Genomic DNA, 26,692 nt, shown 5'->3' with positions numbered 1-26,692 from the left:
TGATGAACTATGCAAATCAAAAAGAAAACGGATATTAACCTGATCTTGGACAACTTTTCCTCTGTTGCAAAGTGGGATGCCACAGGCAAAAAGCTATACTTCGTATTTCCTGACCGCAAACGCGGGGGAAAATGGACTTTGATGAACTACTCAGGAAATCGTTTCAGTGTGCATGGTATTGGAACTGATTACGCCGATGAACAAGAGTTATTTTTTAACGAGCACGATAGTATCGTTTCGTTTTTATGGGATCATCGCTCCGCATTTAACGCTTCCATTAAGGAGGCTCATGTGGAGTTGGTTGGCGAACCGTCATAACAGATGCAAAAAAGAAGCATAATCAGAGGCAGCGCATCGCTGCTCAGATTATGCTTTTTATTTTTTTCAATGCTTATTAATATGCCGTCCACCCAGCATCAGCCGTGATGACAGTTCCATTCACGAAACCGGAATCATCTGAGGCAAGGAATAGAGCGACTTTGGCAATGTCTAAAGCATCACCCGTTCGCGGGTTCAAATTCATACCAGCCATTGCTCGCTCCATACCAAATCCATTCGGCTCAGTCATTGTAGCTCCAATGTTTGTAGCGACTCCACCGGGCGCGATCGCATTGCAACGAATTCCCAAATTAGCGTATTGGAATCCGACATTCTTCGTAAAGCCCACAACAGCATGTTTGGATGCTGTATAAGCAGCACCGGCTCTGGATCCATATAAGCCTCCCGCAGAGGCAATATTCACAATAACGCCGCTTTTCTTTTCGATAAATATAGGAAGCGCTTTTCTTGTTGTTCTCATAGGTCCAGTCGTGTTGATCGCAAATACCCGCTCCCAAAGCGCATCGGTTAACTCCCCAGCAGGAACAAAATTATCCATGATGCCAGCATTGTTTACCAGTATATCTAGAGTCCCGTATGTGTTTACCGCAGTATCTATTAAATGCTGAACATCTTCCTCTTTCATTACGTTTGCTGCAACAGCTAATGCCGTTCCACCTTGAGATTCAATGCCTGCAACAACGATTTGAGCTGTATCTAAATCAATATCGGACACGATAACTTTGGCGCCTTCTGCTGCATACAGCTCAGCAATCGCTTTTCCCATTCCAGAGGCTGCACCAGTCACAATAGCTACTTTTCCTGATAGTTTCATAATAATTCCTCCACTAGGCTATAGGATTTGAATACTTGTTAAATAAACAACAAGTGTTCACTTAGAGTATAATAGGTAACGAATAGCCAAACAATCAGTAAAAAGCATCCGTTTGTATGCTAATGAACATCTGAAAGCATTTTGTACGATTACTATTAAAGGACGCTTATGTCCCAGAAATCGTTTTCTTCCATATCGATTACGGAAATTGTCCAACTGGCTAATTATAATCGCGGTACGTTTTATTCCCATTATGACAATAAAGAAGCTTTATTAAACGATATCATGGATCGTTTGATTGAAGAATTAATTCGATCTTTTCGCGCACCCTACGAAACCGTTGACTTATTACGTATCGATGAGTTACCCGCTAGTTCCGTGATGATTTTTGAAAACATTTTTCAAAACGCTGTTTTATATACCACACTATTACATTCTGAAGTATTGCCAGATATACGAGAAAAGATGTTTCTTGCCTTAAAACAAATTACTATCGAGGATCTAAATGGCGCTGAAAGCAAGCTAAACCATGAACTTCATGCTATCTACGCTATCCATGCGTTGCTCGGTCTCGTTTTTCATTGGATTGAAGGAGGATTTACCTATTCGGTGGCTTACATGCAGGATCAGTTAGTGCAAATTATTAATTGGCACCCCGCTGAGATCATGACGAACAAAAAAAGAAGCTAGCTGACTCTCATCGTTTCTTCCTAAGCTATTGCTGCATTCAAAATGTTATATTTGACACATCATTCTAATCGACATTATGTTAAGCTAATTGGTATTACATCAAAGGGTGTGTATTAGATGAATCCTCAGGGAATTACAAATGAAGAAGCAGCTTTATTACTATCTAAACTAGATATTTCTGAGACGCCAATAGAGAAAACGCTATTTATTCCTCGATCAAAAAGAAGACGTAGACGAAATAATTGGTTTTCTCGATTATTTTATTGAATAATATACAATACGCCTACTATAAGCACCCCTTCTTCCTCCTAACTTTTACTTTTCTGCCAATATTAACATATTAGGCATATAATCGGTTATATTTCCGTATATAATTGACATACTATCAATAAATTAGTATCTTATGATAGACACTAATAAATTTCACCTAAAATGATAATAGCAAACTTACCGAAAGGTAAGGACGCAAAGTCACAGGTCTAAAGCATATGCTATGACGGCTGGATTACCAAAGGACGGATGAATCTACATGCAGATAACAACATTAAAGATCACAAATTCCATCACTGAAATGTCTAATCAATTCAATTTAACACCTCGTGAAAGCGAAATTTTTGCCTTTCTTACCATCTATGGCTATAACAACAAAGAACTTTCACAAATGCTCTATATCTCTGAAAAAACGTTAAAAAACCACATTTCCAGCATTATCCTGAAGGCAAAATGCAAATCGACTAGACAACTGCTTTCAATGGTCATTAATTATCAAAGTGACACTTTTCAAATTAACCTGCAATTTCAACCAAAAATAACACAATCTATTTAATAATGACATACTCGAAAAGCCTTACAGATCCATGGATGCATGCTGTAGGGCTTTTATTTTGCGTATGTAATTGAAACGCTTAATGCTTATTATTATTTCTTCTTGCTGCCAGTTCTTTCTTAAGTGCATTTTCAACGGATTCAGCTAGCATATCGAATTTTTCTGCAACCGAGTATTTCAAGACTGTTTTGCAATGGGTGCAATGGTGCTTTTGAAGTTCAGTAAGTTTTGAGCAGTTTGAACACCTAATCATGATAGATAAACCACCTTATTCAACATCATGTGAATGATTTCCTTCGACGTGGATCGATGTTCCCGATTTAGCAGATTTCAATGCGGCAACCGTGACTTGTTGGGTCTTATAAGCATCCTCATAATCCGAAAGAATGCGTCCGCGATCTCCTGTTTTCAGCGCATGGATGAAAGCTTCATTCTCTGCTTTATAAGGGTTAACAACGTTTGTTATTTCGGATGTTGAATGAGCGCCTGTCGTTCGTTTCAAATTTTTCGTATCCCATTCCAGCATCCCTTCTTGCGCATAAAAAGTGATACCCACTTTACCTACTCCGTCAGGCAAAACGCAAGTATTTGAAACATTGGCTATAATTCCGCTGTTAAATTTGAGCGTGACCGTTCCCACATCAGCTGCGGTCACTCCCTCAAACTGCTTATGCATCACTTGGCTGCCGTACATAGCGTAGACTTCTTCTATTTCCCCGACACAGTAGCGCAAAATATCAACCAAATGTGTAGTTTGCTCAATAAATTGCCCCCCTGATCTCTCTTGATCCCTCCACCAGGCAACCTGAGGCATACTGCCCATCCAATTGCCAGTAATCATTCCAATGTTCATCTGAGCCAACATGGCTTTCATTTGAGTTACTGTATCTGAATAACGAAAATGATAACCTACGGAAGTGATCAGCGATTTCTCGCGTATTGCTGTTAGAATGCGGCTTGGCTGCTCTACATCCAAACCAATAGGTTTTTCTACAAAAAAAGGAATGCCTCTCTCAATCAATTGCATCTCAATTTCACCGTGGGACATTGGCGGCACTAGAATATACACAGCATCTAGTCGCTCTTTTTCCAACATCTCACTCACATTGTCATAGCTTGAAGCAATGTTAAATTCAGAAGCCAGCTCCTGCGCTTTCACTATGCTCGTCCCACATACAGCTTGCAGCTGCACTTCTTCCATTTCAGATAAAATCTTAGCATGCACTTTACTGAACCAACCTGTACCTATAATACCTATAAGTAATTTCATCATGAGCTCCTATTCTAATCCTATTTTGTACAACAATTTTGATTTGTGATTAAGCCATATAAGAAGCTCAATTTTTGTATTGTCCATACAGCATTCTAATGACTTCATCTAGCGTGGCTATCTCGATGACTTTGATCTTTTTGGTTTTGATGGGTGTTCTCAAATTTCCTTTTGGGACATAAACCTGCAAGAAGCCAAGGCGATCCAGTTCTTTAATGCGAGATTCCAGGTGCGGAACTGTTTTGATCTCTCCAGTCAGTCCAACTTCACCAATAAAAACGGTCTCGGTAGGTATTCCTTTGTTATACATACTAGATACCATCGCCATTACGACACCCAGATTAACTGCTGTTTCCTGCAGCTTCATTCCGGCGACAACTTTGACATAGACATCTTTATCGCTAGTTTGAAGTCCCCCTCTTTTTTCGAGGATGGCTGTAAGTATTTTCAGCTGCTGCAAATTAATGCCCTCGGATACGCGTGTCGGAAAACCAAACATCGTTTTTTCCAACAGAGATTCGATTTCCACAACAATATTTCGCGTTCCTTCTCTGGTTACAGTCAAAGAGCTGCCTGCTACAGGGTTTTCGCGCTTAGTCATAAAGAATTCAGAAGGATTATCGATGGGGACAAGGCCCTCCCCCTCCATACGGTACAGCCCTGTCTCTCCGGTATCTCCGAATCTATTTTTAGAGGTTCTAAGAATCCGCAGCTGTTCTCCGCGATCCCCATCGAGATAGAATACGGCATCCACCTCATGCTCGAACCCTCGGCTTCCCATTAATTCTTCTGACTTAGTCATATGTCCAACTAAGAATACAGCTCTGGACCGCTCCGAATTTTTAGCTATGGTTTTGAATATTTTGGTGCACGCCAAAACTTGGGTTTGTGTACCAGGTGCCTGCTCTAACTCCTCCAAGTAGGCCATTTGAATTGAATCCATGATGATGATATCTGGGTCTAAATCTCTGATATGATCTTGAATGGCATTCATGTTGGATTCCGATTTAAACCATACATTTTCAGACAAATCAGGGCATATGCGATCAGCACGTAATTTTACTTGGTTTTCACTTTCTTCTCCTGATAAATAAAGAACAACCAGTCCAAGTTTTCCAATAATATTAGATATAATTAATAAGAGGGTTGATTTCCCCGCACCGGGAGGTGCAGTGATGACATTGACGCTATCTCTGACAATCCCCCGCCCATCACTCGGTCAAATTCTGGCATCCCTATGACTATGCGAGGTTCTTTGGAGGCCGTAATATCTTTAAGTCGCTTTGGTTTCTCATCTCTTGAGGCGGAATCTCGATGAGAGGCAGCATTGACTTTCTTAGCTGTAGAGACATCTTCTTCTATTAACGTATTCCATTCCTGACAGGATGGACATTTGCCTGCCCATTTAGGCTCTATATGACCGCAAGAACAGCGGTATTGTGTTTTCATTTTAGCCAATTATTATCTTCCTTTCTCACAACCTACAACCACTATATTACCACTATTTTGTAGCCAAAAGTCATTCTAGCTTACATTCAAGTTTCAGAAAGGTAGACGCCGAATTATCGATCTTACGCAAATTAGCTAATCTATCCCGAACTTACGTTCTATTCCAGTATATCAAACAACCATTAATCCTGTACAGATCCGTTTAGAGCCTTAACAAAGGAGGTCATGCCCTCCTCTATTCGTATTTCATTTCTTAGATCACTAGGGGTTTATATTGGGCTCGATTATGATAAAATGTTGTTATATTACGATCCTAAAACGGGGATATGCCCATGAAAATTCTAAACTATTTAAACTTGAACCAGCACCCGATTCAGTGTTCATTTGAGATGGATCGGACCTTGGAGTTCGTCGAGATTTACCATGCCCATCAAGGGATGGAACTGCTATACGTTCACGAAGGTCACATTCGGGTTATTACGAATCAACAAATTTTCGATTTACAACCAGGTGACTTGGTATTTTTTCAGCCCTTCCAGCTTCATCGTATTCAATTAAAGCTCGAAGCCGGTGCGCGTTATGTACGATCTTTATTCGTCTTTGAGCCGTCTGAGCTTGAACGCTTCCTTGCGCCATTCCCTTCTTTGCTTACATTTTTCCATCGGATGTGGAAGGAACCCTTAACCATGCAGGTATTCACTAGGCTGCCTCGGGAAATTACTCATCAAAAGTTGGAGGACTACCGAATACGGATGGACAATGCCGTTTCTGAGTTTCTGCTGGAAGAACAAGCCTTGTGTCTTATTGAACTGCTTCGTTTCCTCAAAGTCTATGAGGATACTTCACACCAGCACCAACCGCACAATAAACCCGGTTCTTCCGTTGCCAAGCAGGTTATGGAATGGCTGGAGGAGCATTACAGCGACGATTTTCAATTGAATCAGTTAGCAAACGCCGTTCATCTTTCGCCCAATCATGTATCTGCTGTCTTTCGGCAAACCATCGGTACCACCATTACCGAATATTTAACCGCCCGGCGTATTCGTCAGGCCTGTTGGTTGTTGAAAACCAGCAGTCAAAGTGTAGAGGAGGTAGGCCGATCTGTCGGTATGCACAACCCTTCTTACTTTTCTCAATTGTTTAAAAAGCACGTTGGCCTTAGTCCCTATCGTTATAGAGGTGCTCCTTAAATTGAGCATTCAACTACTTGTGAAAAATAATAAAAGGAGCTGCGTGTCAGCTCCTTTTATTATTCAAGATCTATCATTTGTTTTGAATTCCCAGCTTTATATCACCATCATGATAATACTCTACAACGAAATTCCCATTTTCTTTGAACAACCAACGCTGCTTTTCATCCATTGTTTGTCCGCCCCCCAACCTATAACTCAAAAAAAATCCTTTTCCAAGAGGGGAATCCGGAAAACACGAATATAAAGCTAGGATCAGCGTGTGTTCTCCACCCACTTATCGAAATGCCTTCTCCCCTTCCTTAATAAAGTGTATAATAAAGAAGTGCACAGAATCGCACCAAACCATTTGCCCCTTGCATCTTATTACTTTTGAAGAAAGGAAGGATTGGAGAGGATGGCGCCATGCTAATTGTGTATTGGAACTGTTTGATATTCGGGATTGCCTTTGCTGTGATTTCGCTCGTGATCGGTGATATAATTGGACACTGGTTGGACAGTGCAGCATCAGCCTTACATTTGAACCATTTCGACTTTATGCAACCCATTGTTCTGGTCGGAGGGATAACGGCTTTTGGTGCCGCAGGAATTATTTTTCATACATACACGATGCTGGGTGTAGCATTAATTGCATTGTTGGCAATCTTGATCGCGATTGTTCTGTCAGTTTTAACTTACATTTTCTTTGTGAAAAACATGAATAAAGCGGAACATTCCATCGGGCATTCGGTCGGCGAGCTTATTGGTCGAACAGCTGAAGTATCGGTTACGATCCCTGCAATTGGGTATGGAGAGATTCTAATTCGTACGAACTCAGGAGTTTCTAACTATCCGGCTGTTAGCTTCGAGGGGTTGGAAATTTCTCAGGGCCAGAAAGTTGTCATTGTTGAATTAAGAGGACGCGACTTTGCGGTAAGTGAGCTCAACATTTAAAATTCGGAAAAGGTGGGATTTCATTGTTACCTAACTATGAGTACTTAACAATTCCTATTATCTTAATTGCTGTTCTGGTTATTCTCGGTTTAGCCTTTTGGTCACGCTATAGAACGGTGAGTCCTGACAAAGCGATGATCATTACGGGTTCTTTTCTGGGCTCCAAAAATGTGATGAACGACGAAACCGATCGCAGATTGAAAATCATTCGTGGCGGTGGTGCCTTCATCCTCCCGGTATTTCAACAAGCACAGTTCATTTCACTTCTCTCCCATAAGTTGGATATTGCGACGCCAGAGGTATATACGGAACAAGGCGTGCCGGTTCTTGCTAACGGCGTAGCGATCATCAAGGTAGGCGGCTCTATAGAAGATGTAGCGACGGCAACCGAGCAATTTCTTGGCAAAAGCGACCAGGAGCTTCGCGGTGAAGCCCAAGAAGTACTTGAGGGACACCTTAGAGCGATTCTCGGAAGTATGACGGTTGAGGATATTTACAAAAACCGTGATATTTTCGCCCAAAAGGTGCAGGAGGTATCCGCAATCGACCTTCGCAAAATGGGGCTGCAGATCGTTTCCTTTACCATTAAGGACCTGAGAGATAACAACGGTTATCTCGATGCACTCGGTAAGCCGCGGATCGCTGCGGTCAAACGCGATGCCGATATTGCTGAGGCCCAAGCATCACGGGATGCACGGATTTCTAAAGCGAATGCCGAAGAACAGAGCCAGAAGGCCGAGCTTGCGCGCGATACGAACATTGCTGAATCTGAGAAAGATAAACAGCTTAAGGTTGCCGCGTTTAAGAAAGAACAGGACGTGGCTAAGGCGGAAGCCGATCAGGCCTATGGCATTCAGGAAGCCAAGTCAAAGCAAATCATTGTTGAAGAGCAAATGAAGATCGAGATTGTCCGTAAAGAGCGTGAAATCGATCTGGAAACGAAAGAGATTCTGCGTCGTGAGAAGCAGTACGATTCAGAGGTCAAGAAAAAAGCGGACGCGGATCGATATGCGATTGAACAGGCGGCTGAGGCGGATAAATCGCGGCGGATGCGGGAAGCTGACGCTAGACAGTATCAGATTGAAGCAGAAGCCAAGGCGAATGCCGAGCAGGTGCGTATCTCAGGTATCGCAATCGCAGATGCCGGCTTAGCCAAGGGTAACTCCGAGGCTTCCGTTGAGCTGGCTAAAGGTACCGCGCATGCGGATGTTATACGCCTTCAAGGTTTTGCTGAGGCTGAGGCCAAGGCGAAGCTTGCTGAAGCCTATGCCAAATTTGGCGAAGCGGCGATTCTGGATATTATCGTCAAGATGCTGCCGGAATTAGCTGCAAAAATTGCTGAGCCAATGTCTCATATCGATAAACTGACGATTGTCGATGCCGGAGGTAGTGGTGGTGGAGCAACAAAGGTCAGTAAATATGTGACAGAATTGATGGCTACCGCTCCGGATATGCTGAAAAGTGTATCGGGAATTGACTTAGAGGCGCTTATAAAAGGATTCACCAATAAACACACGCAGCCGAAATCGAATGAATTGTACGCACAACCGGCCGTGGTTGAGCCTGATAAGTTTATAAATATGGAATTAGTTAGCGAGCCTACCGAAGATAAATAATGGTCTTCATTCTGCAGAGCAGTAAGGGGTATTGTAGGTTGGAATCTGGCATTCTATATAAAATCATTGCATACTTGGGGGCTGTCCAAAAAGTCTTTTTCGGAAAGTTAGCTCCACTTTTGACGTAATATTTGGGGCACAAAACCATATGCAGCTCCAATGAACTATCTAGATGTGGGAAAGCTTATCAAAGAGACCATTTTAGATGCATGATTGATGAAATGACCACCTTGCGTTATACTGACAAAAATAGGTTGTGAAGTACACGCCGCTCTCATACACCAGACCTGATGGGTTTGTTGTATGAAGGCGGCTTTATATTTTTTCAGAGAGGCGTGTGGATCCTATTGTCCCGATTCGAGCAAAAATATGAGGAATGGTTACAGACAAATATAGATAAAGAGAGGAATCACAGAAGGCGGGAATTGCTTAACAAAGGGCTAGGCCATGGTACTTACGAATTCCTTCGGTCGATATGGTTTCCCACTGTTGGTAATTTGGAATGGTAAAAAAGAACCCTCAGCTCCACTTTTTAGTGGTTTTGAAGATTCTTCTTTACTTATTATGGGATTATCTCACTCAAGTTTCCCCTCTAGGACAGTCCCTTCCGCAATTGTAAATCCTTCTGCTACCGAAATTTACGAATAAACGCAATCGCATTCGCTATATCTTCCTCTGGTCGATCCCCTACTTCGCGCTCAATGGTCAAATAACCTTGATATCCGATATCCTGAAGTGCTTGGAAATAGCGGGCAAAATCAACATGCCCCTCACCTAAAGCAAGCTCCCGATAGAAGGAACCGGCAGAAGCATCCTCTGCGATTTGTTCATGAGTCATAGGTTGATACCCCAATGATCCATAAATAGCACGAGGGTCAGCCTGACGCAAGCGAATGCCATCCTTCACATGCGTATGGACAATATAATCCTTCAGCGTTACAACGCCTTGCACAGGGTCATCTCCGGTTACCATCACCATATTCGCAGGATCAAAATTTACGGACACGCCGTTCGTGGATAAAGAATCCAGAAAACCTTTCAAATGTGCCGCTGTTTCCGGCCCTGTCTCGACCGCAAAAAAGGCACCTAAGCCGCTTGCATACACGCCAAGTTCCTCACAGGCATGCTGCATGGTATCATAGATCCGTTCGTCTGTTTGATCCGGTACAACGCCGATATGCGTCGTAACTACCTTGGTGCCGAGTTCAACAGCAAGGTCGAGAATACGCTTGGATTTCTCAATTTTCGCCGCATTCGCAGATGCATCTTGAAAACCGTGGCCTCCTAAATCACCGCATAGCGCAGAGATATGTAATCCAAGCGACTCGATGTAAGATTTCAGCTCTTTTCGCGCGCCTGGAGATAAGTTCGCCGGGTCCATCTCACCGGAAACTGCGTATATTTGTACGCCATCCGCGCCCAGATCCTTTGCTTTCTTCAAGCCGTCTGATAAGCCAAGACGTAAGCTGTCCACCATAATACCGATAGGGTTCTTCATAGCTAACAAACACACCTTTCATACGGAAAATATCTAAAGAGTACTAACTTACGAAATATCATCCCATAGCCTGCGAATATTTTGCAATCCGATTCGTGTGCCCGTTTTGCATTCTTCCAAGCCTTCAAACTCTAGGGATATGTATCCGTCGTAACCAGATCCTTTGATGATACGCAATATGTCTCTTAAGTCAATATCGCCATGGCCCACAATCGCACCACGCAAATAGGTACCGCTTGGCGTTTGGAACCAACCTTCTCCTGGATTTAAATAGGAAGGACGGCGATAGAAATCCTTAACATGCACCATGGATGCATAAGATAGATTGTTTCTCACCGCTGCAGCCGGGTCCTCATCCACACATAAAAAATTGCCGAGATCCATGGTCGTGCGGAAATTGGGACGATCAACAGCATGAATCAAAGCTTGCACGCGGTCGCTATGCTGAACGAAGAAGCCGTGATTCTCAACGCTGGTTGTAATGCCGTATTGCAATGCATAATCAGCAATTTCTTGGCATGCTCTTGTCATTCGTTCCAATTGATTGTGGAAATTGCGAATCGAGATATCCTCACTCTTTGCTACATCATGACGCATCTTCTTCACACCAAGAACAGCCGCTAGATCGACTTCCCGTTTTACACGTTCAACTTCTCGTTCAAAGCTTTCTTCCGAATCCGTGAGAAAATTAGCGCCGATGGCATAATTGGATATTTCCAGTTCCCGCGATTCGGCTTTTCGTCTCAAGCTATCGGCCAACTCATGATTACCAGCCAATTCAAATCCTAGAGGCACGATTTCAACATGCTCGCCACCCTGATCCGCAATCCAGTCAATGACACCTTCAATATCCATTTCGCCGGATTGGAGCGCTTTGTATAAACTATAAGTACTAACACCCAATTTCATTCTTTTACCTCCCTATCTGCATGACACAGAGCTACAAGTTGATTTCCTTCCCTTTGCTCGCTGATTCATAAATTCCGCACAATATTTTCATCATCGTAATGCCGTCCTCAACAGGACTGATAGGCGAATTTCCCGTTTGACAGCAGGCTAGGAAATGTTTAATCTCATTGTTGAATGCCTCTGCAACGTTCAGAGATTTGGAATCGGTCTGAGGAGATACATTCAGAATGGTATCATTCATTTCTGTCACGAATACCAGTTCAGGCTCCAGCTCGAAGCCGCCCTTATCTCCATATAGCTTTACACTCGTCTCATCCTGCTTCGCATGCAGCGTAAAGCTGACATCCACGAAGAGTGAAGCCCCATTTTCAAATCGGATTAAGGCATTGGCCATATCTTCTACGGAATTCAAGCTCGCATCATAATCTGCCGCTTGATAAAAGGAGAGATTGCGCACATTCGAACGATTTCCCAATTTGTTATACGTATGACCGCTGACAGAAACAGGTTTCGGTCTACCCATGAGATACCAACACAAATCAATGACATGTACGCCAATGTCGATTAACGGCCCACCACCCGAACGCTCGGTGTCGGCGAACCAACCGCCGGGATTGCCTAATCTCCGAATGCAAGAAGCCTTAGCATAATACAATTCGCCCAGATCTCCATTCTCAATGAACCGCTTAACGAGTTGAGCGTTCGTATCATAACGTCGTACAAATCCAACTTGTAAGATGTTGCCCGTTTCACGAACGGCGTCTGCAATCCGATTCGCTTCTTCCACGGTTTTGCAAAGTGGTTTCTCAACAAGTACATGCTTGCCTGCACGCAGCGCGGCGATACTGATTTCTGCGTGTGAATCATTCCAGGTACAAATACTAACCGCATCCAGATCAGGATTTGCCAAAAGCTCACGATAGTCCGTGTAGACGTGCTTAATCGCATACTGATGTGCTTTCTTTTCAGCTCTTTGTTGATTCATGTCGCACACAGCAAATAGATCCGCGTTATCTTGCTTACTATAAGACTGGAAATGCAGATCAGAAATAGAACCTGCTCCAATTACACCAATTTTCATCTTGTTCATGCTCATAACAGGTTCTTCCTCCCTCAATCTAACGCTATGACATACATCAGAAGAATAACTCTTCTTATATACTCAGGATAGCACGCTTTCTTTCTAGGTAGAATGCCTATTATAAGCACAAGCATGTACTATATGTTCAATATTAAAGCAACTACGATGACGTTCTTGGGTATGGATTGTTGCCGTTGATCAAAACATAAAACCCAAACTTCAACAGTTTGGGTTCATGTCTTATCTATGGTTAAGCTTGTATGGCTAGCGATTTTTTGTCAAAGTTAACTGCTCTTGATTAACAATTGAACGGCTTCTGCAACAATTTTGCTTGTATCTCCGCCAGCTTCTTTCTCTTCACGTATACATTGCTCTAAATTTTTCGCAACAATGTAAGCTATGGCCTTGTCCGCTGCGCTTCGGATAGCGGATATTTGAGCGACCACATCTTTACAATGTTTTTCTTCTTCCATCATATTTAACACGCCACGAACTTGACCTTCCATTCTTCGTAAACGTTTTTTCAAATCATCATCATAACTCATCATGTTCATCCAGCCTCCCATTACCTTAGCCCGTATAGGTATTATTATGACCGATTCTCTAGGGTTTCACAACAGAATGGCAAGACTTTACATGACGTTAAATGAATAAGTTTACTTTAGCATCGGATGCGTCACCCAGGTAAGCCCCAACACCTCCGTACGTAATGCCATCCAACAGTTCTTCTTTTTGCAGTCCAAGTAGATCCATCGTCATGGTACATGCGACAAGCTTAACGCCTTGTTCTTGTGCCAAAGATATAAGCTGGGGAAGCGTCAACACATTATGCTTTTTCATCACATGTTTGATCATTTTGGGGCCCATTCCTCCAAAATTCATTTTGGAAAGACCCATTTTATTCACGCCACGCGGCATCATTTTCCCGAAAATCCTTTCTAAGAAGCCTTTCTTGGTCATGACCGCTTCATCCTTACGAAGTGCATTAAGTCCCCAAAATGTAAAGAAAATGGTTACTTCATGCTCATAAGCCGCAGCTCCATTCGCAATAATGAATGCCGCGATCGCTTTATCCATTTCACCGCTAAACAAAACAATCGTTGATTTCTGAATTTCTGACATATCGGCCTCCTATACTTATACATGTATGAGTATATAAAATCTATAAAAAAATAGTAAACGTAATTTTAATTGCTGTAACGACAATCAGTACCGATAAAATCCACTGTAACACCTTTGTGTTAAGCTTTTGACTTAAGGCTGCTCCAAGCGGCGAAGCGATTGTGCTTGCAATAACAATAATAAGCGTAGGAATAAAATACACATGTCCACCTATAAGCTTGCCTGACGTGGTGCCAATGGAAGAAATAAACGTAATGGCTAATGATGAAGCAATCGCTACTCGCGTCGGAATATTAAAAATAACCAACATGACAGGAACAGTAATAAATGCCCCCGCTGCTCCAACAATGCCTGATACAATACCAATTGAGCCTGCAATAGCTGCACCTAGAGCCTTGTTGAACGTTATGCTGTTCAAATCTACGTTGTCCTTATTCTTTTTGGGTAAAAACATCATTCCTGCAGCTAGTAAAGCTAACATACCATATATCATGTTGATGGCTGAATCAGGAATAAACTTGGCCCCATACCCGCCGATAAAACTGCCGACAATAATGGCAGAGCCCATATACAACACAAGGGGTTTATACATATAGCCACTCTTCTTAAAAACTAGAAGGCTCGATAAGCTGGCGAAAAAGACCTGAAAAGCCGTTATGCTCGACACTTCCTGTGGCGTGAAGCCTGCAAATCCAAAGGCAATAGGGATATAAATCAGCAGAGGATAACTAATGATAGCTCCACCAATCCCTACCATACCAGAAATAAAAGCTCCTACAAACCCAATAGCAAATAAGATGAATAGATAGGATGTGTCCACATGGTTAACCTCCTGTTGGACAGGATATTTCCTTCAAGAAGCTGATGATGAATGAAGATTTTGTCCACGTATCGTGTTTTAACCGTGAACAGCGCAGCGATTAGGACCTATTTCCATATCCTGTTGTTCATCTTCCGCTGGATTCAGGTTACCTAAATTAGTTTGTCTGATTTCTTGATAAGCATGTGGTTGGGGCGGCAAGTTTTCGGTTACCATCTGCCTAAAATCATGTTCATTTCCCACATTAAGCCCAGCATTAGATAGAAATAAGTCTCCCAAGCGAGCTGATACGGACCCATCTGGGTTTAATTCTGTAAGGCTGCCAAAATGAGCAGGAAGAACAACTAAATCTTGATCCAGTTCTTTATACTTGGAATAAAGGGTTGTTCTTAAATCGTTTACCCAGTCCTCTGCTTTTCCAGCTAGATCAGGTCGACCAATGGATTCTGTGAAAAGGATATCACCGCTCAACAGGTATTTGTCGCCAACAATCAACGATGTACTGCCAATCGTATGTCCTGGAGAATACAAAGGAGATACTTTCACAGTCATCTTCCCTATATTTATCACTGTCCCTTCATCCAACGCACTATAAACAAATGTCGCTTCCTCAGCATCTTTAGGAGGCAGCCAATAGGTAGCGTTCACTTTATGAGCTAGCCTCCTGCCACCGGAAATATGGTCAGCATGCAAATGCGTGTCAACAAGGTGTTTAATGGTTACACCGTTCTGATCTGCAAACTCTTCATACGGGGAAATCATTCGAGCCGAATCGACGATCAAAGCTTCTTTGTTGGAAACGACCATATAGGACAAGCAGCCTTTTCCGACTCTAACAAACTGGTAGATCGCTGCACCATGATCAAGATCTCCCACTTTGACTAGTTCCAAATGTTCACTCCAAGCTTTCATCCCTCCAGCAAGGTAGTAGATCTCATTTCTTTTATGTTCAACTAACTGCTCCGCTACAAAAATAGAGGACCCCTCTTTTGCGCAGACGACAAGAATCGGCTTGTCACTTGGAATTTGGGGAAGAATGTCGTCCACTCCATCCAGTAAATCAAAATAAGGGATGTTCAGGCTTTCGATGTTTTTACCTTCGATTTTCCAGCTTTTATAATCCTCTTCATTTCGAACATCCAAAAGGAAGAGTTCTTTATTTCCTAGCAGGTATGGCATTAATTCCTCGGCGCTCATTGGATGTGCTTTTATCATGACAATCACTCCTCATTGGTTAGAGAACCTGTCCACTCGGACATTCCCGGAATAATATTCGTCACCTTGGTAAATCCTTTATTCGATAGCCTTTGAGCAGCCATATCGCTTCGAGTACCCGTACGACAAATCACATAAATGGTTTTGGTGGGGTCCAATGAAGGCAACCTTTCTTCCAAAACGCCTAAAGGAATGGAACGTGCACCCGGGATGTGACCAAATGCATATTCTGCTGGTTCCCTGACATCAATAACTAGGCTATCTTCATTCGATTGTTCTAGTTTGAGTTGTAATTCATCGTTGCTTAAGGTTGTGGGGTACATAGCTTCAGGCTTAACGTCAGAGGCATTCGATTTTTGAAGATAGTGATGAATAATGTCTCCCTGAATCTTATTTCCTAAATAGGCATGACCTGTTTTTGCTGACCAGCTTTGAATATCCGCAATGGATCCTTTATCTGTAGCTTGCACTTCCAATACATGCCCAGGCAGAAGCTCCTGCATGGCTTTCTTTGTTTTCACAATGGGCATCGGACAAGCGAGACCTTTTGCATCCAACATGTGATTGACTTGAATTGTCATCTTGTTTCCCCTCCAGTAGTTATTCCACTCTCGATATACCCATAGGGGTATTCAAGAAGATGTACCTAATATACCCCATAGGGTATTTGAGGTCAACCTGGAAATTCTACCAGCCAACCAACCGATTTTTTTGAAGAAGGACAAGAAGGGACCCTGCACATAAGCTGCAGGGTCCCTTTTCCATCGTTATTGTTTTTTCTGAATCAGTACTGTTAAACTAACAAGGGTTACAAAAATGGTGGCTCCCATATCCGAGAGGATTGCGATCCAAAGTGTTAGCCAGCCAGGAATCGTCAGCAGTAAGGCGGCAAGTTTTAAAGCGAGAGAAAATGTAATGTTAAACTTGATAACCCTGTTGACTTTTTTGGCAATCAAAATCGCTTCAGGCAATTTCCCTAAGTGATCTTGCATCAAAACAATATCAGCGGTTTCAATGGCACTGTCGGTCCCTTTCCCCATTGCAATACCAAGATCGGCAGAAGCAAGGGCAGGAGCGTCATTGATACCATCACCAATCATGGCTACCTTACCTTTGGACACAAGCTCCTTCACTTTCGCTACTTTATCTTCAGGCAGCAGATTGCCGAAATATTCCGTAACGCCAACAGCTTTTGCAACTTTTTCCGCCGTTTTTTGATGGTCACCTGTGAGCATTACCGTATGCTTAATGCCGATTTCGTGCAGTGATTGAATAACGGCTCTACTTTCATCGCGGATTTCATCCGCTATACCGAACATGCCTAAAATGTCCGTTTGATTAGCAATCAACACTAACGTCAATCCTGCTTCTTTCAGAGTATTGATATCTTGTCGGATCTCATCTGGTATTTGCACGTGTTCCATGCTTTTCTCATTACCCAGATAATATAGCTGCCCGTTCACTTTCGCTTGGATACCGCGCCCAGACACTGTCTCAATATCATCGGGATCCCCCGCGACAATTTCCTTCTCTTGAAGAAATTTCATGACCGCTTTAGCCAAAGGATGAGATGATGACTTTTCAACCGCATATGCGACTTCCAAAAAAGTCTTCTCGTCATAACTCTTGACGACTTCAACATGGGGCTCACCCTTTGTGAGCGTTCCTGTTTTATCAAAAGCAAGTGTATCAATTTTGCCAAGCTGTTCTAAGAAAACGCCGCCCTTCACCAAAATGCCGTTCCTTGCATTACGGGTGATACCGGAAACAATAGCGATTGGGGAAGATAAAATCAGTGAACATGGACACCCAACAATTAATACGGCTAGCCCTTGGTATAACCATTTACTCCATTCCCCGCCAAAGAAAAGTGGGGGTAGTAAAAATACAAGGATACTCACTACAATAATGGCTGGTGTGTAGTATTTTGAAAAGCGATTAATAAAAAGTTCAGTCGGTGTTTTGGTCTCCTGCGCTTCTTCTACAAGGTGCAATATTTTGGCTAGCGAAGAATCTTGATACGCTTTTTCAATTTTTATTCTCAAGACGCCTTCGTTATTTATACTCCCGCCAAATACAGGTTCGTTGACGCTTTTTTCAACGGGAAGCGATTCGCCGGTAATTGCAGCCTCGTTGACCGAGCTTTTCCCTTCCGTGACAATACCATCTGATGGGATTTTTTCGCCCGAACGTACGAGTACAATATCACCAATGTTCAGAGATGCTATAGGAACTACCGTCTCAACACCATCCGAAATGACCGTAGCTTCTTTAGGCGCAACTTGAAGCAGTGTTTCCATAGATTTACGCGCTTTTTCCATTCCAAGGCCTTCCAACAGCTCGTTTAAACCAAATAGCAAAGCAACCAGTGTCGCTTCTTTCCACTCACCTATTCCAATCGCACCAATTAATGCGATCGTCATAAGCGTATCGATGTTGAATTTAAAGCGAAACAGATTTTTTATACCTTTTAAAAAGGTTGGATAGCCGCTGATTGCCATAGAAATGAGGTACATGATAATAGCTGCGCTGGTTGGTACTTTCCCGTCCAACAGAATAGTTATTCCAAACAAAACAGCTGCTAGAATAAGGAGGAGCTTGGTGTTGGAATTTCCTGAATGATCGTGTGAATGAGCGTGCCCCTCTTCATCGTGGTCATGATGATGATGTTCGTGTGCTGCATGTGCTGCGTGTGCATCAATATATGCGCCCTCACTTTTCAATACACTGCTTACATCGCTCATAGAAACATTTGGGTTCACTCTTAATTTGCCCGTGTTATAACTTAAAATTGCATCTGAACCATGCTCTAATTTCTGTATTTCATCTTGAAGTTCTTGGGTACAATGCGCACATGTTAAACCTTTAACCTGATATTCTTTCATCACTCCACCTCCACCTGTTAATCATGGCAAGCATGAATAATTGCCTGTTTAAGTAAATCCATCACGTGCTGATCGTCAGTGGAATAATATAGTGTTGTACCCGCGCGTCTGAACTTAACCAATCTCAAGTTTTTCAGAAACCTTAACTGATGGGAAACGGTCGTTTGGAGAAGAGATAGTTCTTCCGCAATATCATTAACCGAGTATTCCCGCTGTGATAGTAAATGCAGGATACGTATTCGCGTTGCATCAGATAGTGCCTTAAATGTTTGCGACACCATAAATAAAGTTTCATCATCCAGTTGTTCGCAAGGCTGACCTTGGTAATCATCTTCATTATTATGTTCCAATATGTTCACCTCTAATATGCAAATATGAGTATATGCTCATATTATGAATCAATCAAATGTGAATGTCAAACCCATTTGTTCATCTAGGTCGTGTACAGATGCTTGTTTATCCGTCACCTTACTATGCCCACTACCACTGGAACACGGTTTTTCGGGCTTACAGCTGCTATTTGGCTGCCGTTTCTCCTTTTCGTCGCCTGTAACGATGTTTTTGAAGATAATTCTTGCTGCTATTCGCCATCCACCTAGTCCCAAATGGCTCTTTCAGCATTTCCTTATACCAATCTGATTGAATATAGGCATTGTACAAATCTTGCTGAACAACTTTGTTGCTTAGCTAGTTTCCATGCATATCAAGCAAAGTCACATAACTTTCTGCAAAATAAGGGGTTGTCAGCCTATTCGTTACGGAATCCATCAGTCGCAGCTTGTCGTAATAGGATACCGAATCCGGCTGCTTCAACATAGCAACGATTTTGGGATTGGTAGAAATGTCGACAGTAGATTTCAACATATCTTGTAAAAACAACTCCATATTGAAGTCCACTTGCGACAAAGCGACTTCGGTTGCACTACCGATTTTCTTTTCAATGACTCCCTCTAATGGCTTATCAATCGATAATGTACTAATGACCAAAGGGATAATCAGAAACAAAAGAATAAAGAATAAGATTTGATTGTGAATCGAATTCCAATGTTTGAATACTTTCTTTCCCCATGCCATTACGTAGTCCCCACTTTACTCATTTAAACAATTATTGGTTATCATGTGCATTTCTTTGATGGATGAACCTCGTATGATTTTATTTCAACTATGGTATCACGGATTTTCGGGAATAACCATGAGCGATTTCAAAAACTATTCAATTGCAAATAATCGTACTCTCATGTATATTTTACTTACCGTACGTTAAGTAAAATAATGACTGGAGGATGTTTCATCATGAAGATAAATTCGACGTACGCTGATATTTTGGAGATAGGGTACCGTTTATTCGCTGAGCACGGCTTTGAAAAAACAAGTATGACCATGATTGCCAAAGAATTGAAAATTTCCAAACCGGCCTTGTATTATCATTTCTTGTCGAAAGAAGCCATAATCGATGTGCTGTTTGACGAGATATGCAAAAGTATCGGGTTTGCCAACTTTTTTAATATTCAGGACTACACGATGGATAATTTTGTTGAGAAGCTGATTTCTGATGGACTGAGCCTAATTAACAAGCAGAAAGAAGACGCTAATTATTCGCGCATCATGAATCAATATCAAGCACTCGGCTACAGAGATCCCAAATATGCTCAAAAATTGCTCGAAGTTTTGGGAGGATTTACATCAGGGTTTGACGAGCTGCTGCAGCACGGGGCTTCGCTTGGGGCCATCAATGCCAAAGATACGCTGATTAAAGCGCAAATGCTGAACATGATCCTAGACAGCATGGACAATTTCATGAGCTACGGGTTTGAGTATCGTTATGCGGAGATTTGGACTCAAGCTGTCCTATCCAATATAAAGGGAGAGGAAACGAAATGAACGAATCGACACAGCGAATAACAGGGCTTGATTTTGCGAGAGCATGGGCGATCTTCGGAATGATTATCGTGAACTATAAGCTTGCGATGCAAGCGGAGAACGGCGGAGCAACCTGGTTGGTTGCCATCGCGGGTCTGTTTGAGGGAAGAGCATCGGCACTTTTTGTCATTCTTGCAGGCATTGGTGTTTCACTAATGAACGCCAAAGCAAGAAATTCGATGAACAAGGAACTCATTCGTCAAATTCGGTACAGCTTGTGCCGGAGAGCTGCTTTCCTTTTTGTCGTCGGCATATTTCTGCTGCTTATCGGTTGGAATGCTGACATTCTGCATTATTATGCGGTGTTTATGCTTATAGCTTCGGTCATGATCACTGTATCTGACAAAAAAATGCTCAGTCTGTTCGTAGTTATCCTAATAGCTTCGCAATTATTTTTAGTTATTTTCGATTACAGTAAAGGTTGGGACGTGAATTTTCACATATATTCCGGTTTTTGGACGCTTGCAGGGTTTGGCCGCAATCTGATGTTAAACGGCTTCCATCCTATTTTTCCTTGGGTGTGCTTTTTCCTGATTGGTATGTGGATCGGTAGAAAACGTTGGTTGGTTAGGGAAAACTCACCAAAGCTACTGCTCTATTCATTGTCAGGCACTGTTCTTTTGGAGATGATTTCCTATTCTCTGGTCAAATGGACCTCTCCTATACTTGATATAGAAGCTGCCAATTATTTATTTACAACAAAACCAATGCCGCCAACGATGCTCTATGTATTATCCGCAACATGCTCGGCACTCGCCATCATTGCGATCAGCCTTTATGTAGTCGATAGATTCAGGAATTCCCTTGTGACACAAGCGTTTATTAATACCGGACAGCTTTCGTTAACCCATTATATCGGGCACGTTGTGATCGGTTTGGGGTTTCTTGAAGCTGTAGGCCATTTGGAAAACGGGAAGCTTTCTTTTGCAATCGCCTATGGGTGCGGCTACTTCATTATCGCCATTATCTTTTCGTATGTGTGGAGAAAATCGATGAACAGAGGTCCCGTCGAGCTGATCATGAGAAAGATGAGTTAAGTCGTTTTTGATAAAAAAGATCGCTCCTCAACTGACCAACAAGGTCAGTAAGAAGCAATCTTTATACACTTCATTCTCTGGAAAACCAGAAGTATTTTATCTTATAGTTTAATAAAATTCAGCCAGTTCAGGTTAGGCTCACCATTTACAAGATACACTCTTAGCGTTTGGCTGCCCACTGGCAGAGTGATGTTGGTATTCACTGTTTGCCATGTTTGATATCCGCCCGTATTAGGGATGGTGAGCGAAGCCATAACCGTACCCGAATCATTTTTGATTTGGAATTGCCCACCCGTAACTGGGCTGGCTACTCTGAATTCTACCTTATAGCTGCCTGCTGTTTGGACGTTGACTTTGTAATTCATCCAGTCGCCGGCATCGATATAGCCGACATTCAAACCACCGCCTGTATCGGTCGTTGTCTCATTCACGACGCCAAACATGGCACTGTAATTTTCAGCTTCTATCTTCCCTGGAATAGCTGCCCCATCCGGTGTTGGTGTGTTTGTAATCAGCGCTTGCCAGAAACTTGTATCTTCCAAGCCCATCGCCCACATAGATATTCCGCCTAAGTGATACTTTCCGTAAAAACCGGACTTTTCCGTAATACTTTGCGCATTTTCGTACCAAACGACATGGTTTGATTTATCGCTTGCTTGGTAGGTGAAATAAGGAGAAGATGTAGCCGCATCCCATTTAGGTGAAGCTTTTGTCTTAGAAATAAGGGAAGAGATATCTTTCCATGCGACTTGTTTGCCGTCATTCGGGTTATTCGTTGTCAAATTCCAATCGTAGCCATAAGCGGGAAGTCCCATAAGCACTTTAGCTGAAGGAACTGTGGAAACAGCGAATTGTAAGGATTGTTCCATCCAATCTTTCCCTGCCACAGGACCCGGCGAAGACCAAGGACCATTTTGATCATAGGTCATGACTTGCACGTAATCGACATTTTGACCAAGAGACGCGTAATCGAAGGCTCCCGCCCAATCATCATTCGGATCGTCTACCGTTTTTGCCGGTACGGAGATTAACGTTTGGTACCCTGATGGACGCAAGGAGTTAGCCAAATCACGAACAAAATTACTTAAAGCCGTACGATCTGTTTTAGGAACACTCTCAAAATCAAAATTAACACCTTTATATCCGTTATTTTTGACCAGTGCAACTAAATTTGAAATGGCCTTATTCTTAACCGTCGTATTTGTTAGAATCGTATGAGCTAAAACAGGATCAAAATCAGTTGTACCAAAGTTGGATATACAAGCGTAAGTGGTAATGTTCTTAGACTTAGCCAAAGAAATGGCACTAGTAGGCGTTGTGCCTACAATATTACCTTGACTGTTAAAGTTAAAGGTATCCGTAGACATATGTGTAAGGTAACTATAGTTCGTGGCTAGGGAATTATCCGAAGCTTGATCTGGTGTATAATAGCCTAAGATCACGGGTGAACTGGCACTAACCGTGGAAACACTGGAAAAAAGCACAGCAGAAAGCATGGCACCAGTCATAAGCAATTTCATGGATTTTTTGAATATCATGAGAAAACCTCCTTATTGTTTATGAATCATTTTGAAAATCAATCTGAAATGACTGTCTTCATTTGCCTATCACGAAAATTTAGAGCATTGTCACCCCCATTAAGAAGATTCGTACATGTTTCATTTAACCCATATCCAGCTATAAGCTTGCGAAGGCATCACCCCCCTCTATATATAAACGTTTATACTTTAGTGTAAAACTGAGGAAGCAAATCTTTATTCTGTTCCAACATCTCCAATAGCAGCTTCTCTGCTATATTAATCGATGGAACAAGTGGATGATGGGCCATTGCTTGAAGCGCTAACCCGAGGTCACCTTGTACTGCTGCTTCGATTGCCAACTGCTCATACGTTTTGACTGAAGCAATAAGTCCTTTAATCGTATCAGGAACCGTCGTCACTTGGAGCGGAATAGGCCCTTGCTTCGTAACGATGCAGTTGACTTCAATACACGCATTTTCCGGCAAAAAATCAAGATTCGATCCATTGCGAACATTCAGCGTTTGAACATCTCTCGTATCGTTGTAGATCGATTTCATCAATTTAACGGCGGCTTCCGAGTAGTACGCACCACCGCGCTGCTCCAGTTGAGCCGGTTTATGATTTAAATTCGGATCTTGATACAGCTCAAACAACTCATCTTCAAGCCGCTTTACAACCTCAGCTCGTGTACCTTCTTTCGCGGAAGACGCTAGTTGATCTTCCAGCATTTCTTTATTTAAATAGAAATATTTCAAATAATACGACGGGATTGCTCCGAGTGTCCACATAAACGCTGCGTTCCAGCTGTATTGCGGTACATTTTGGGCCGAATAACTTTCACTTCCCTGAAGCAGCTCCGCCAGCTTGGATTCGCCGTCAACTCGGATGTCCGTCACCCAATGCAGATGATTAAGCCCGGCAAACTCCGCGTAGATACGTTCAGGCTCCACGTTATACAGCTTCGACAACCACTTGTATACCGAAATAGGCGAATTGCATATGCCAATGGCTTTCACAGACGAATGGGTATAGATCGCTTCGGTGACCATTCCCGCTGGGTTCGTGAAGTTCAGCATCCAAGCATCCGGACATAGTTCCTCCATATCTTTGCAAATATCGAGCAGCACAGGAATCGTACGAAAAGCTTTCATCATCCCGCCAGGTCCGGTCGTTTCCTGACCAATCACGCCGTACTTCAGCGGAATCGTCTCATCCCAAATCCGAGCTTGCAGCATGCCAACCCGCATTTGCGTGGATACGAAATCTGCGTCCTTTAGAGCCAATCTACGGTCAATTGTCATATGCACCTGAATCGGAAGACCTGATTTCTCGACCATTCGCACCGCTAGCTTCCCAACAATATCAAGTTTATGCTTGCCTGATTCAATATCAACGAGCCATATTTCCGATACAGGCAATTCGTCATAATGTAAAATAAATCCTTCAATGAGTTCCGGTGTGTAGGAAGATCCGCCGCCGATGACAACTACTTTGACTTGCTTCTTCAATCGAGACAACTCCTTATACATGAGATACTTGCGTGATATTCGCATAAATGGCATCGGTAAGATGAATGCCATCCTTTTCCATCGCTTGAAAAACTGCGCCGATGACGGGTTCTACGCCCAGTATCCTTAATTGACAGCCCTCTGCGACTTGGGCAACCTGCTCCGCAATGTATGGATGTATGAAGTCGCTCACACCTTTCGCTAGCACGCTTCCGGCTAACACGAGATCAAAGACTTCGTTCTGCATCCCGAGCTTTTGAATAACGGCCTTCGCAGATATCCCCAGCTCTTCCCCTTGCTTCTTTAGAATCTGTCGGGAAATCATATCTCCGCTCGAAGCTGCTTTGAACACTAACGGGGTTAAATCGGCAGGTATCCGCAGATGGGTATCCAAAGAATGATGAAATAATTGCTCTACCGAATCATATCGCAGCTTTTCGAGTACAAGATCCGTCAGCAGCGTTGGTGCTGTACGACCTTCCCACGCACGTATGACGGATCGAAATGCTTCGACCGCCAGCTCGCTGCCTCCGCCAAAGTCACCGTAGGCATAGCCAAAGCCGCCGCACTGAAAGATGTCACCACGAGGATTCACACCCGCGCAGTTCGTTCCTGTTCCGCATATGGAAACGACCCCATACGACCTTGTTGATCCTGCCCGCAGCGCAATAATGGTATCGCATACGATTTCGTATTGTGCGAATCCAAGTTCTGAAATGATGGGGCGCAAAATTCGGTAATCCGCCTCCCGATCTGCTCCGGCTAAGCCGAACCAAGCAACAGCAATATCTTTAACCTGGAGTGCTGCGCTGTTTAACGCCTCGTGAACAGCGCTGTAAATATTATTTTTGGCCAGTTCAACATGAATTTGGTGATTGCCTGGACCGGCTTTACCAATGGCAAGCAGTCTGCCTTCTTCATCGGTAATCATCGCATTCGTCTTCGTACCGCCGGCGTCCACACCTAAATAAGCTTTCAAATTCGTTCGGCTCCGTCCTTTTTATCTACTTATTGTCTTTGTATACGGCTGTCGACTCCCTCACAATGAGTTCTGGCTTCAAACAAACCGATTTAATCCGTTTGGAAGACCCATCTATCATGTCGAGCAAAATCCGAACAGCTTCTTGACCCAATTTCTCCATAGGCTGTCTGATCGTCGTTAAACGCGGATGAATCGATTTGGCAAAATACTGATCATCAAAGCCAACAATCGAAACATCTTGCGGAATGCGATAGCCTTCATCGCGGAAAGCATCCATAGCGCCAAGCGCAAGTCCGTCTTCTCCGGCAAACACAGCCGTAGGCCGAAGTCCATGTTGGAGACATGTCTTAACGCAATCAAAGCCGCTACGAATATTAAATTCATTTGTCGAGATCACGGTTGGAGCTAATTCTGCCTCCGCCATCGCTTGCACGTAGCCTCTTTTTCTTTCCCTTGCACTGAGAAAAACCTCCGGCCCGCTAATATGCATAATGGCCGTATGGCCTAAGCTCAATAAATGTTTGGTCGCTTCATATCCGCCCAAAAAGTTATCCACATTAATCGTGACAGCTTTCGAATCCTCAATGTTGTTGTCAATAATGACAAAGGGGATTTTCTTCCTTTTCAGTTCCAGCACATATTCCTTCTCCGCAAATGTGGACAGCAAGATGATACCATCTACTCGATCCTCTTGGAACAGAAAATGATTGGCTGCACTGTTGTCCATTTGTGCTGGGGAAGCGATGGATAAGGCCAGAAAATATCCTTTTGCCTCCAAACTTTCATTCACAGCGTGAATAATGCCATCAAACACAGTATCCCCGAGCGATTGCAGCGTGATCCCGATTAAACCGGTCGATCCACGCGCGAGTGAACGGGCAGCAGAATTTGGCGTATAGCCGAGCTCCTTCATGGCTTGTAGCACTTTCTGACGGTTGGTCTCTCGAACAGTCGTCGAGTTGTTCAACACTCTGGAAACAGTTACCAGTGAAACGCCTGATTTTTCGACAACATCTAAAATGCTAACTTTTTTCATCCACATGCTCTCCCGAATTTGATAGTAGAATC

The 26,692-nt window shown here is 43.0% G+C and carries 27 protein-coding genes, 2 pseudogenes and 1 riboswitch; of the genes and pseudogenes, 10 read left to right on the top strand and 19 right to left on the bottom strand.

Annotated features, from left to right (window positions below; all coding sequences use genetic code 11):
• The first annotated feature begins 9 nt into the window (after positions 1–9).
• Complete coding sequence (locus FU659_RS09175; RefSeq protein WP_147947295.1) at positions 10–318, top strand: hypothetical protein; 309 nt, start codon at positions 10–12, stop codon at positions 316–318.
• A 76-nt stretch (positions 319–394) separates the two neighbouring features.
• Here FU659_RS09175 and FU659_RS09170 read toward each other — a convergent pair whose 3' ends face one another.
• Positions 395–1,156, bottom strand: coding sequence for an SDR family oxidoreductase (locus tag FU659_RS09170; protein ID WP_187274025.1), 762 nt, complete (start codon positions 1,154–1,156; stop codon positions 395–397).
• Between the two features lie 165 nt (positions 1,157–1,321).
• Here FU659_RS09170 and FU659_RS36940 point away from each other — a divergent pair.
• From FU659_RS36940 to FU659_RS38755, 3 genes and pseudogenes are all read left to right on the top strand, one after another.
• A pseudogene (locus tag FU659_RS36940) lies at positions 1,322–1,423 on the top strand (TetR/AcrR family transcriptional regulator); the annotation flags it as partial.
• A 15-nt stretch (positions 1,424–1,438) separates the two neighbouring features.
• Positions 1,439–1,843 carry a TetR-like C-terminal domain-containing protein gene (locus tag FU659_RS09165; RefSeq protein ID WP_261807715.1) on the top strand — a complete coding sequence of 135 codons (405 nt, stop codon included), beginning with the start codon at positions 1,439–1,441 and terminating at the stop codon, positions 1,841–1,843.
• A 430-nt stretch (positions 1,844–2,273) separates the two neighbouring features.
• A riboswitch (cyclic di-GMP riboswitch) is annotated at positions 2,274–2,356 on the top strand.
• Positions 2,357–2,372: 16 nt separating this feature from the next.
• Positions 2,373–2,669 (top strand): helix-turn-helix transcriptional regulator, encoded by a 297-nt coding sequence (locus FU659_RS38755; protein ID WP_147947292.1) that lies wholly within the window; start codon positions 2,373–2,375, stop codon positions 2,667–2,669.
• 268 nt (positions 2,670–2,937) lie between these two features.
• On the opposite strand, the gene FU659_RS09155 is transcribed toward FU659_RS38755, so the two are convergent.
• From FU659_RS09155 to FU659_RS36285, 3 genes are all read right to left on the bottom strand, one after another.
• On the bottom strand, positions 2,938–3,942 hold the full coding sequence (locus FU659_RS09155) for a Gfo/Idh/MocA family protein (RefSeq protein ID WP_315971292.1): 1,005 nt from the start codon (positions 3,940–3,942) through the stop codon (positions 2,938–2,940).
• Positions 3,943–4,006: 64 nt separating this feature from the next.
• On the bottom strand, positions 4,007–5,116 hold the full coding sequence (locus FU659_RS09150; protein WP_261807714.1) for a DNA repair protein RadA family protein: 1,110 nt from the start codon (positions 5,114–5,116) through the stop codon (positions 4,007–4,009).
• Positions 5,074–5,388 (bottom strand): DNA repair protein RadA, encoded by a 315-nt coding sequence (locus FU659_RS36285; RefSeq protein ID WP_261807713.1) that lies wholly within the window; start codon positions 5,386–5,388, stop codon positions 5,074–5,076. The genes FU659_RS09150 and FU659_RS36285 overlap by 43 nt, the downstream gene beginning before the upstream one ends.
• A gap of 332 nt (positions 5,389–5,720) precedes the next feature.
• On the opposite strand from FU659_RS36285, the gene FU659_RS09145 reads away from it, so the two are divergent.
• From FU659_RS09145 to FU659_RS36935, 4 genes and pseudogenes are all read left to right on the top strand, one after another.
• Entirely contained in the window at positions 5,721–6,578 is an 858-nt protein-coding gene (locus FU659_RS09145; protein ID WP_261807706.1) for an AraC family transcriptional regulator, read from the top strand.
• A gap of 405 nt (positions 6,579–6,983) precedes the next feature.
• Positions 6,984–7,511: an NfeD family protein gene (locus tag FU659_RS09140; protein ID WP_147947290.1), complete on the top strand. Its 528-nt coding sequence runs from the start codon at positions 6,984–6,986 to the stop codon at positions 7,509–7,511.
• A 23-nt stretch (positions 7,512–7,534) separates the two neighbouring features.
• Entirely contained in the window at positions 7,535–9,127 is a 1,593-nt protein-coding gene (locus FU659_RS09135; protein WP_147947289.1) for a flotillin lipid rafts scaffold protein FloT, read from the top strand.
• Between the two features lie 347 nt (positions 9,128–9,474).
• Positions 9,475–9,630, top strand: a pseudogene (locus FU659_RS36935) (transcriptional regulator); the annotation flags it as partial.
• 125 nt (positions 9,631–9,755) lie between these two features.
• Here the strand turns inward: FU659_RS36935 and FU659_RS09125 are convergent.
• The 11 genes from FU659_RS09125 to FU659_RS09075 all read right to left on the bottom strand — a co-directional run bounded on the left by FU659_RS09125 (position 9,756) and on the right by FU659_RS09075 (position 19,731).
• Positions 9,756–10,625, bottom strand: coding sequence for a sugar phosphate isomerase/epimerase family protein (locus tag FU659_RS09125; protein ID WP_147947288.1), 870 nt, complete (start codon positions 10,623–10,625; stop codon positions 9,756–9,758).
• A gap of 48 nt (positions 10,626–10,673) precedes the next feature.
• A complete protein-coding gene (locus FU659_RS09120) occupies positions 10,674–11,534 on the bottom strand; it encodes a sugar phosphate isomerase/epimerase family protein (RefSeq protein WP_147947287.1) in 861 nt (286 codons plus the stop codon).
• 31 nt (positions 11,535–11,565) lie between these two features.
• Entirely contained in the window at positions 11,566–12,624 is a 1,059-nt protein-coding gene (locus FU659_RS09115) for a Gfo/Idh/MocA family protein (protein ID WP_147947321.1), read from the bottom strand.
• Between the two features lie 275 nt (positions 12,625–12,899).
• Positions 12,900–13,163 (bottom strand): metal-sensitive transcriptional regulator, encoded by a 264-nt coding sequence (locus FU659_RS09110; protein ID WP_147947286.1) that lies wholly within the window; start codon positions 13,161–13,163, stop codon positions 12,900–12,902.
• Positions 13,164–13,257: 94 nt separating this feature from the next.
• On the bottom strand, positions 13,258–13,737 hold the full coding sequence (locus FU659_RS09105; RefSeq protein WP_147947285.1) for a DsrE/DsrF/DrsH-like family protein: 480 nt from the start codon (positions 13,735–13,737) through the stop codon (positions 13,258–13,260).
• A gap of 40 nt (positions 13,738–13,777) precedes the next feature.
• Positions 13,778–14,557: a sulfite exporter TauE/SafE family protein gene (locus FU659_RS09100; protein ID WP_147947284.1), complete on the bottom strand. Its 780-nt coding sequence runs from the start codon at positions 14,555–14,557 to the stop codon at positions 13,778–13,780.
• Positions 14,558–14,635: 78 nt separating this feature from the next.
• Positions 14,636–15,772 (bottom strand): MBL fold metallo-hydrolase, encoded by a 1,137-nt coding sequence (locus FU659_RS09095; protein WP_147947283.1) that lies wholly within the window; start codon positions 15,770–15,772, stop codon positions 14,636–14,638.
• 5 nt (positions 15,773–15,777) lie between these two features.
• Positions 15,778–16,353, bottom strand: a complete 576-nt coding sequence (locus FU659_RS09090; RefSeq protein WP_147947282.1) for a sulfurtransferase TusA family protein — start codon at positions 16,351–16,353, stop codon at positions 15,778–15,780.
• Positions 16,354–16,539: 186 nt separating this feature from the next.
• Positions 16,540–18,657, bottom strand: coding sequence for a heavy metal translocating P-type ATPase (locus FU659_RS09085; protein ID WP_147947281.1), 2,118 nt, complete (start codon positions 18,655–18,657; stop codon positions 16,540–16,542).
• 17 nt (positions 18,658–18,674) lie between these two features.
• Positions 18,675–18,938, bottom strand: coding sequence for an ArsR/SmtB family transcription factor (locus FU659_RS09080; RefSeq protein ID WP_187274024.1), 264 nt, complete (start codon positions 18,936–18,938; stop codon positions 18,675–18,677).
• 406 nt (positions 18,939–19,344) lie between these two features.
• On the bottom strand, positions 19,345–19,731 hold the full coding sequence (locus FU659_RS09075) for a hypothetical protein (protein ID WP_147947279.1): 387 nt from the start codon (positions 19,729–19,731) through the stop codon (positions 19,345–19,347).
• 219 nt (positions 19,732–19,950) lie between these two features.
• On the opposite strand from FU659_RS09075, the gene FU659_RS09070 reads away from it, so the two are divergent.
• Complete coding sequence (locus tag FU659_RS09070) at positions 19,951–20,538, top strand: TetR/AcrR family transcriptional regulator (protein WP_147947278.1); 588 nt, start codon at positions 19,951–19,953, stop codon at positions 20,536–20,538.
• Positions 20,535–21,614, top strand: a complete 1,080-nt coding sequence (locus FU659_RS09065) for a DUF418 domain-containing protein (RefSeq protein WP_147947277.1) — start codon at positions 20,535–20,537, stop codon at positions 21,612–21,614. Before FU659_RS09070 ends, FU659_RS09065 begins: the two co-directional genes overlap by 4 nt.
• 101 nt (positions 21,615–21,715) lie before the next feature.
• Here FU659_RS09065 and FU659_RS09060 read toward each other — a convergent pair whose 3' ends face one another.
• The 4 genes from FU659_RS09060 to FU659_RS09045 form a co-directional block, all read right to left on the bottom strand.
• A complete protein-coding gene (locus FU659_RS09060; RefSeq protein WP_147947276.1) occupies positions 21,716–23,152 on the bottom strand; it encodes a glycosyl hydrolase family 18 protein in 1,437 nt (478 codons plus the stop codon).
• 182 nt (positions 23,153–23,334) lie between these two features.
• Entirely contained in the window at positions 23,335–24,642 is a 1,308-nt protein-coding gene (locus FU659_RS09055; protein WP_147947275.1) for a 6-phospho-beta-glucosidase, read from the bottom strand.
• Between the two features lie 13 nt (positions 24,643–24,655).
• Positions 24,656–25,621, bottom strand: coding sequence for an N-acetylglucosamine kinase (locus tag FU659_RS09050; protein WP_147947274.1), 966 nt, complete (start codon positions 25,619–25,621; stop codon positions 24,656–24,658).
• 25 nt (positions 25,622–25,646) lie between these two features.
• Positions 25,647–26,660, bottom strand: coding sequence for a LacI family DNA-binding transcriptional regulator (locus FU659_RS09045; RefSeq protein ID WP_147947273.1), 1,014 nt, complete (start codon positions 26,658–26,660; stop codon positions 25,647–25,649).
• Between the last annotated feature and the right edge of the window lie 32 nt (positions 26,661–26,692).

This window comes from Paenibacillus sp. N3.4, from assembly GCF_008017805.1.
GTDB lineage: Bacteria > Bacillota > Bacilli > Paenibacillales > NBRC-103111 > Paenibacillus_E.
This window is presented reverse-complemented; position numbering and strand designations above follow the sequence as displayed.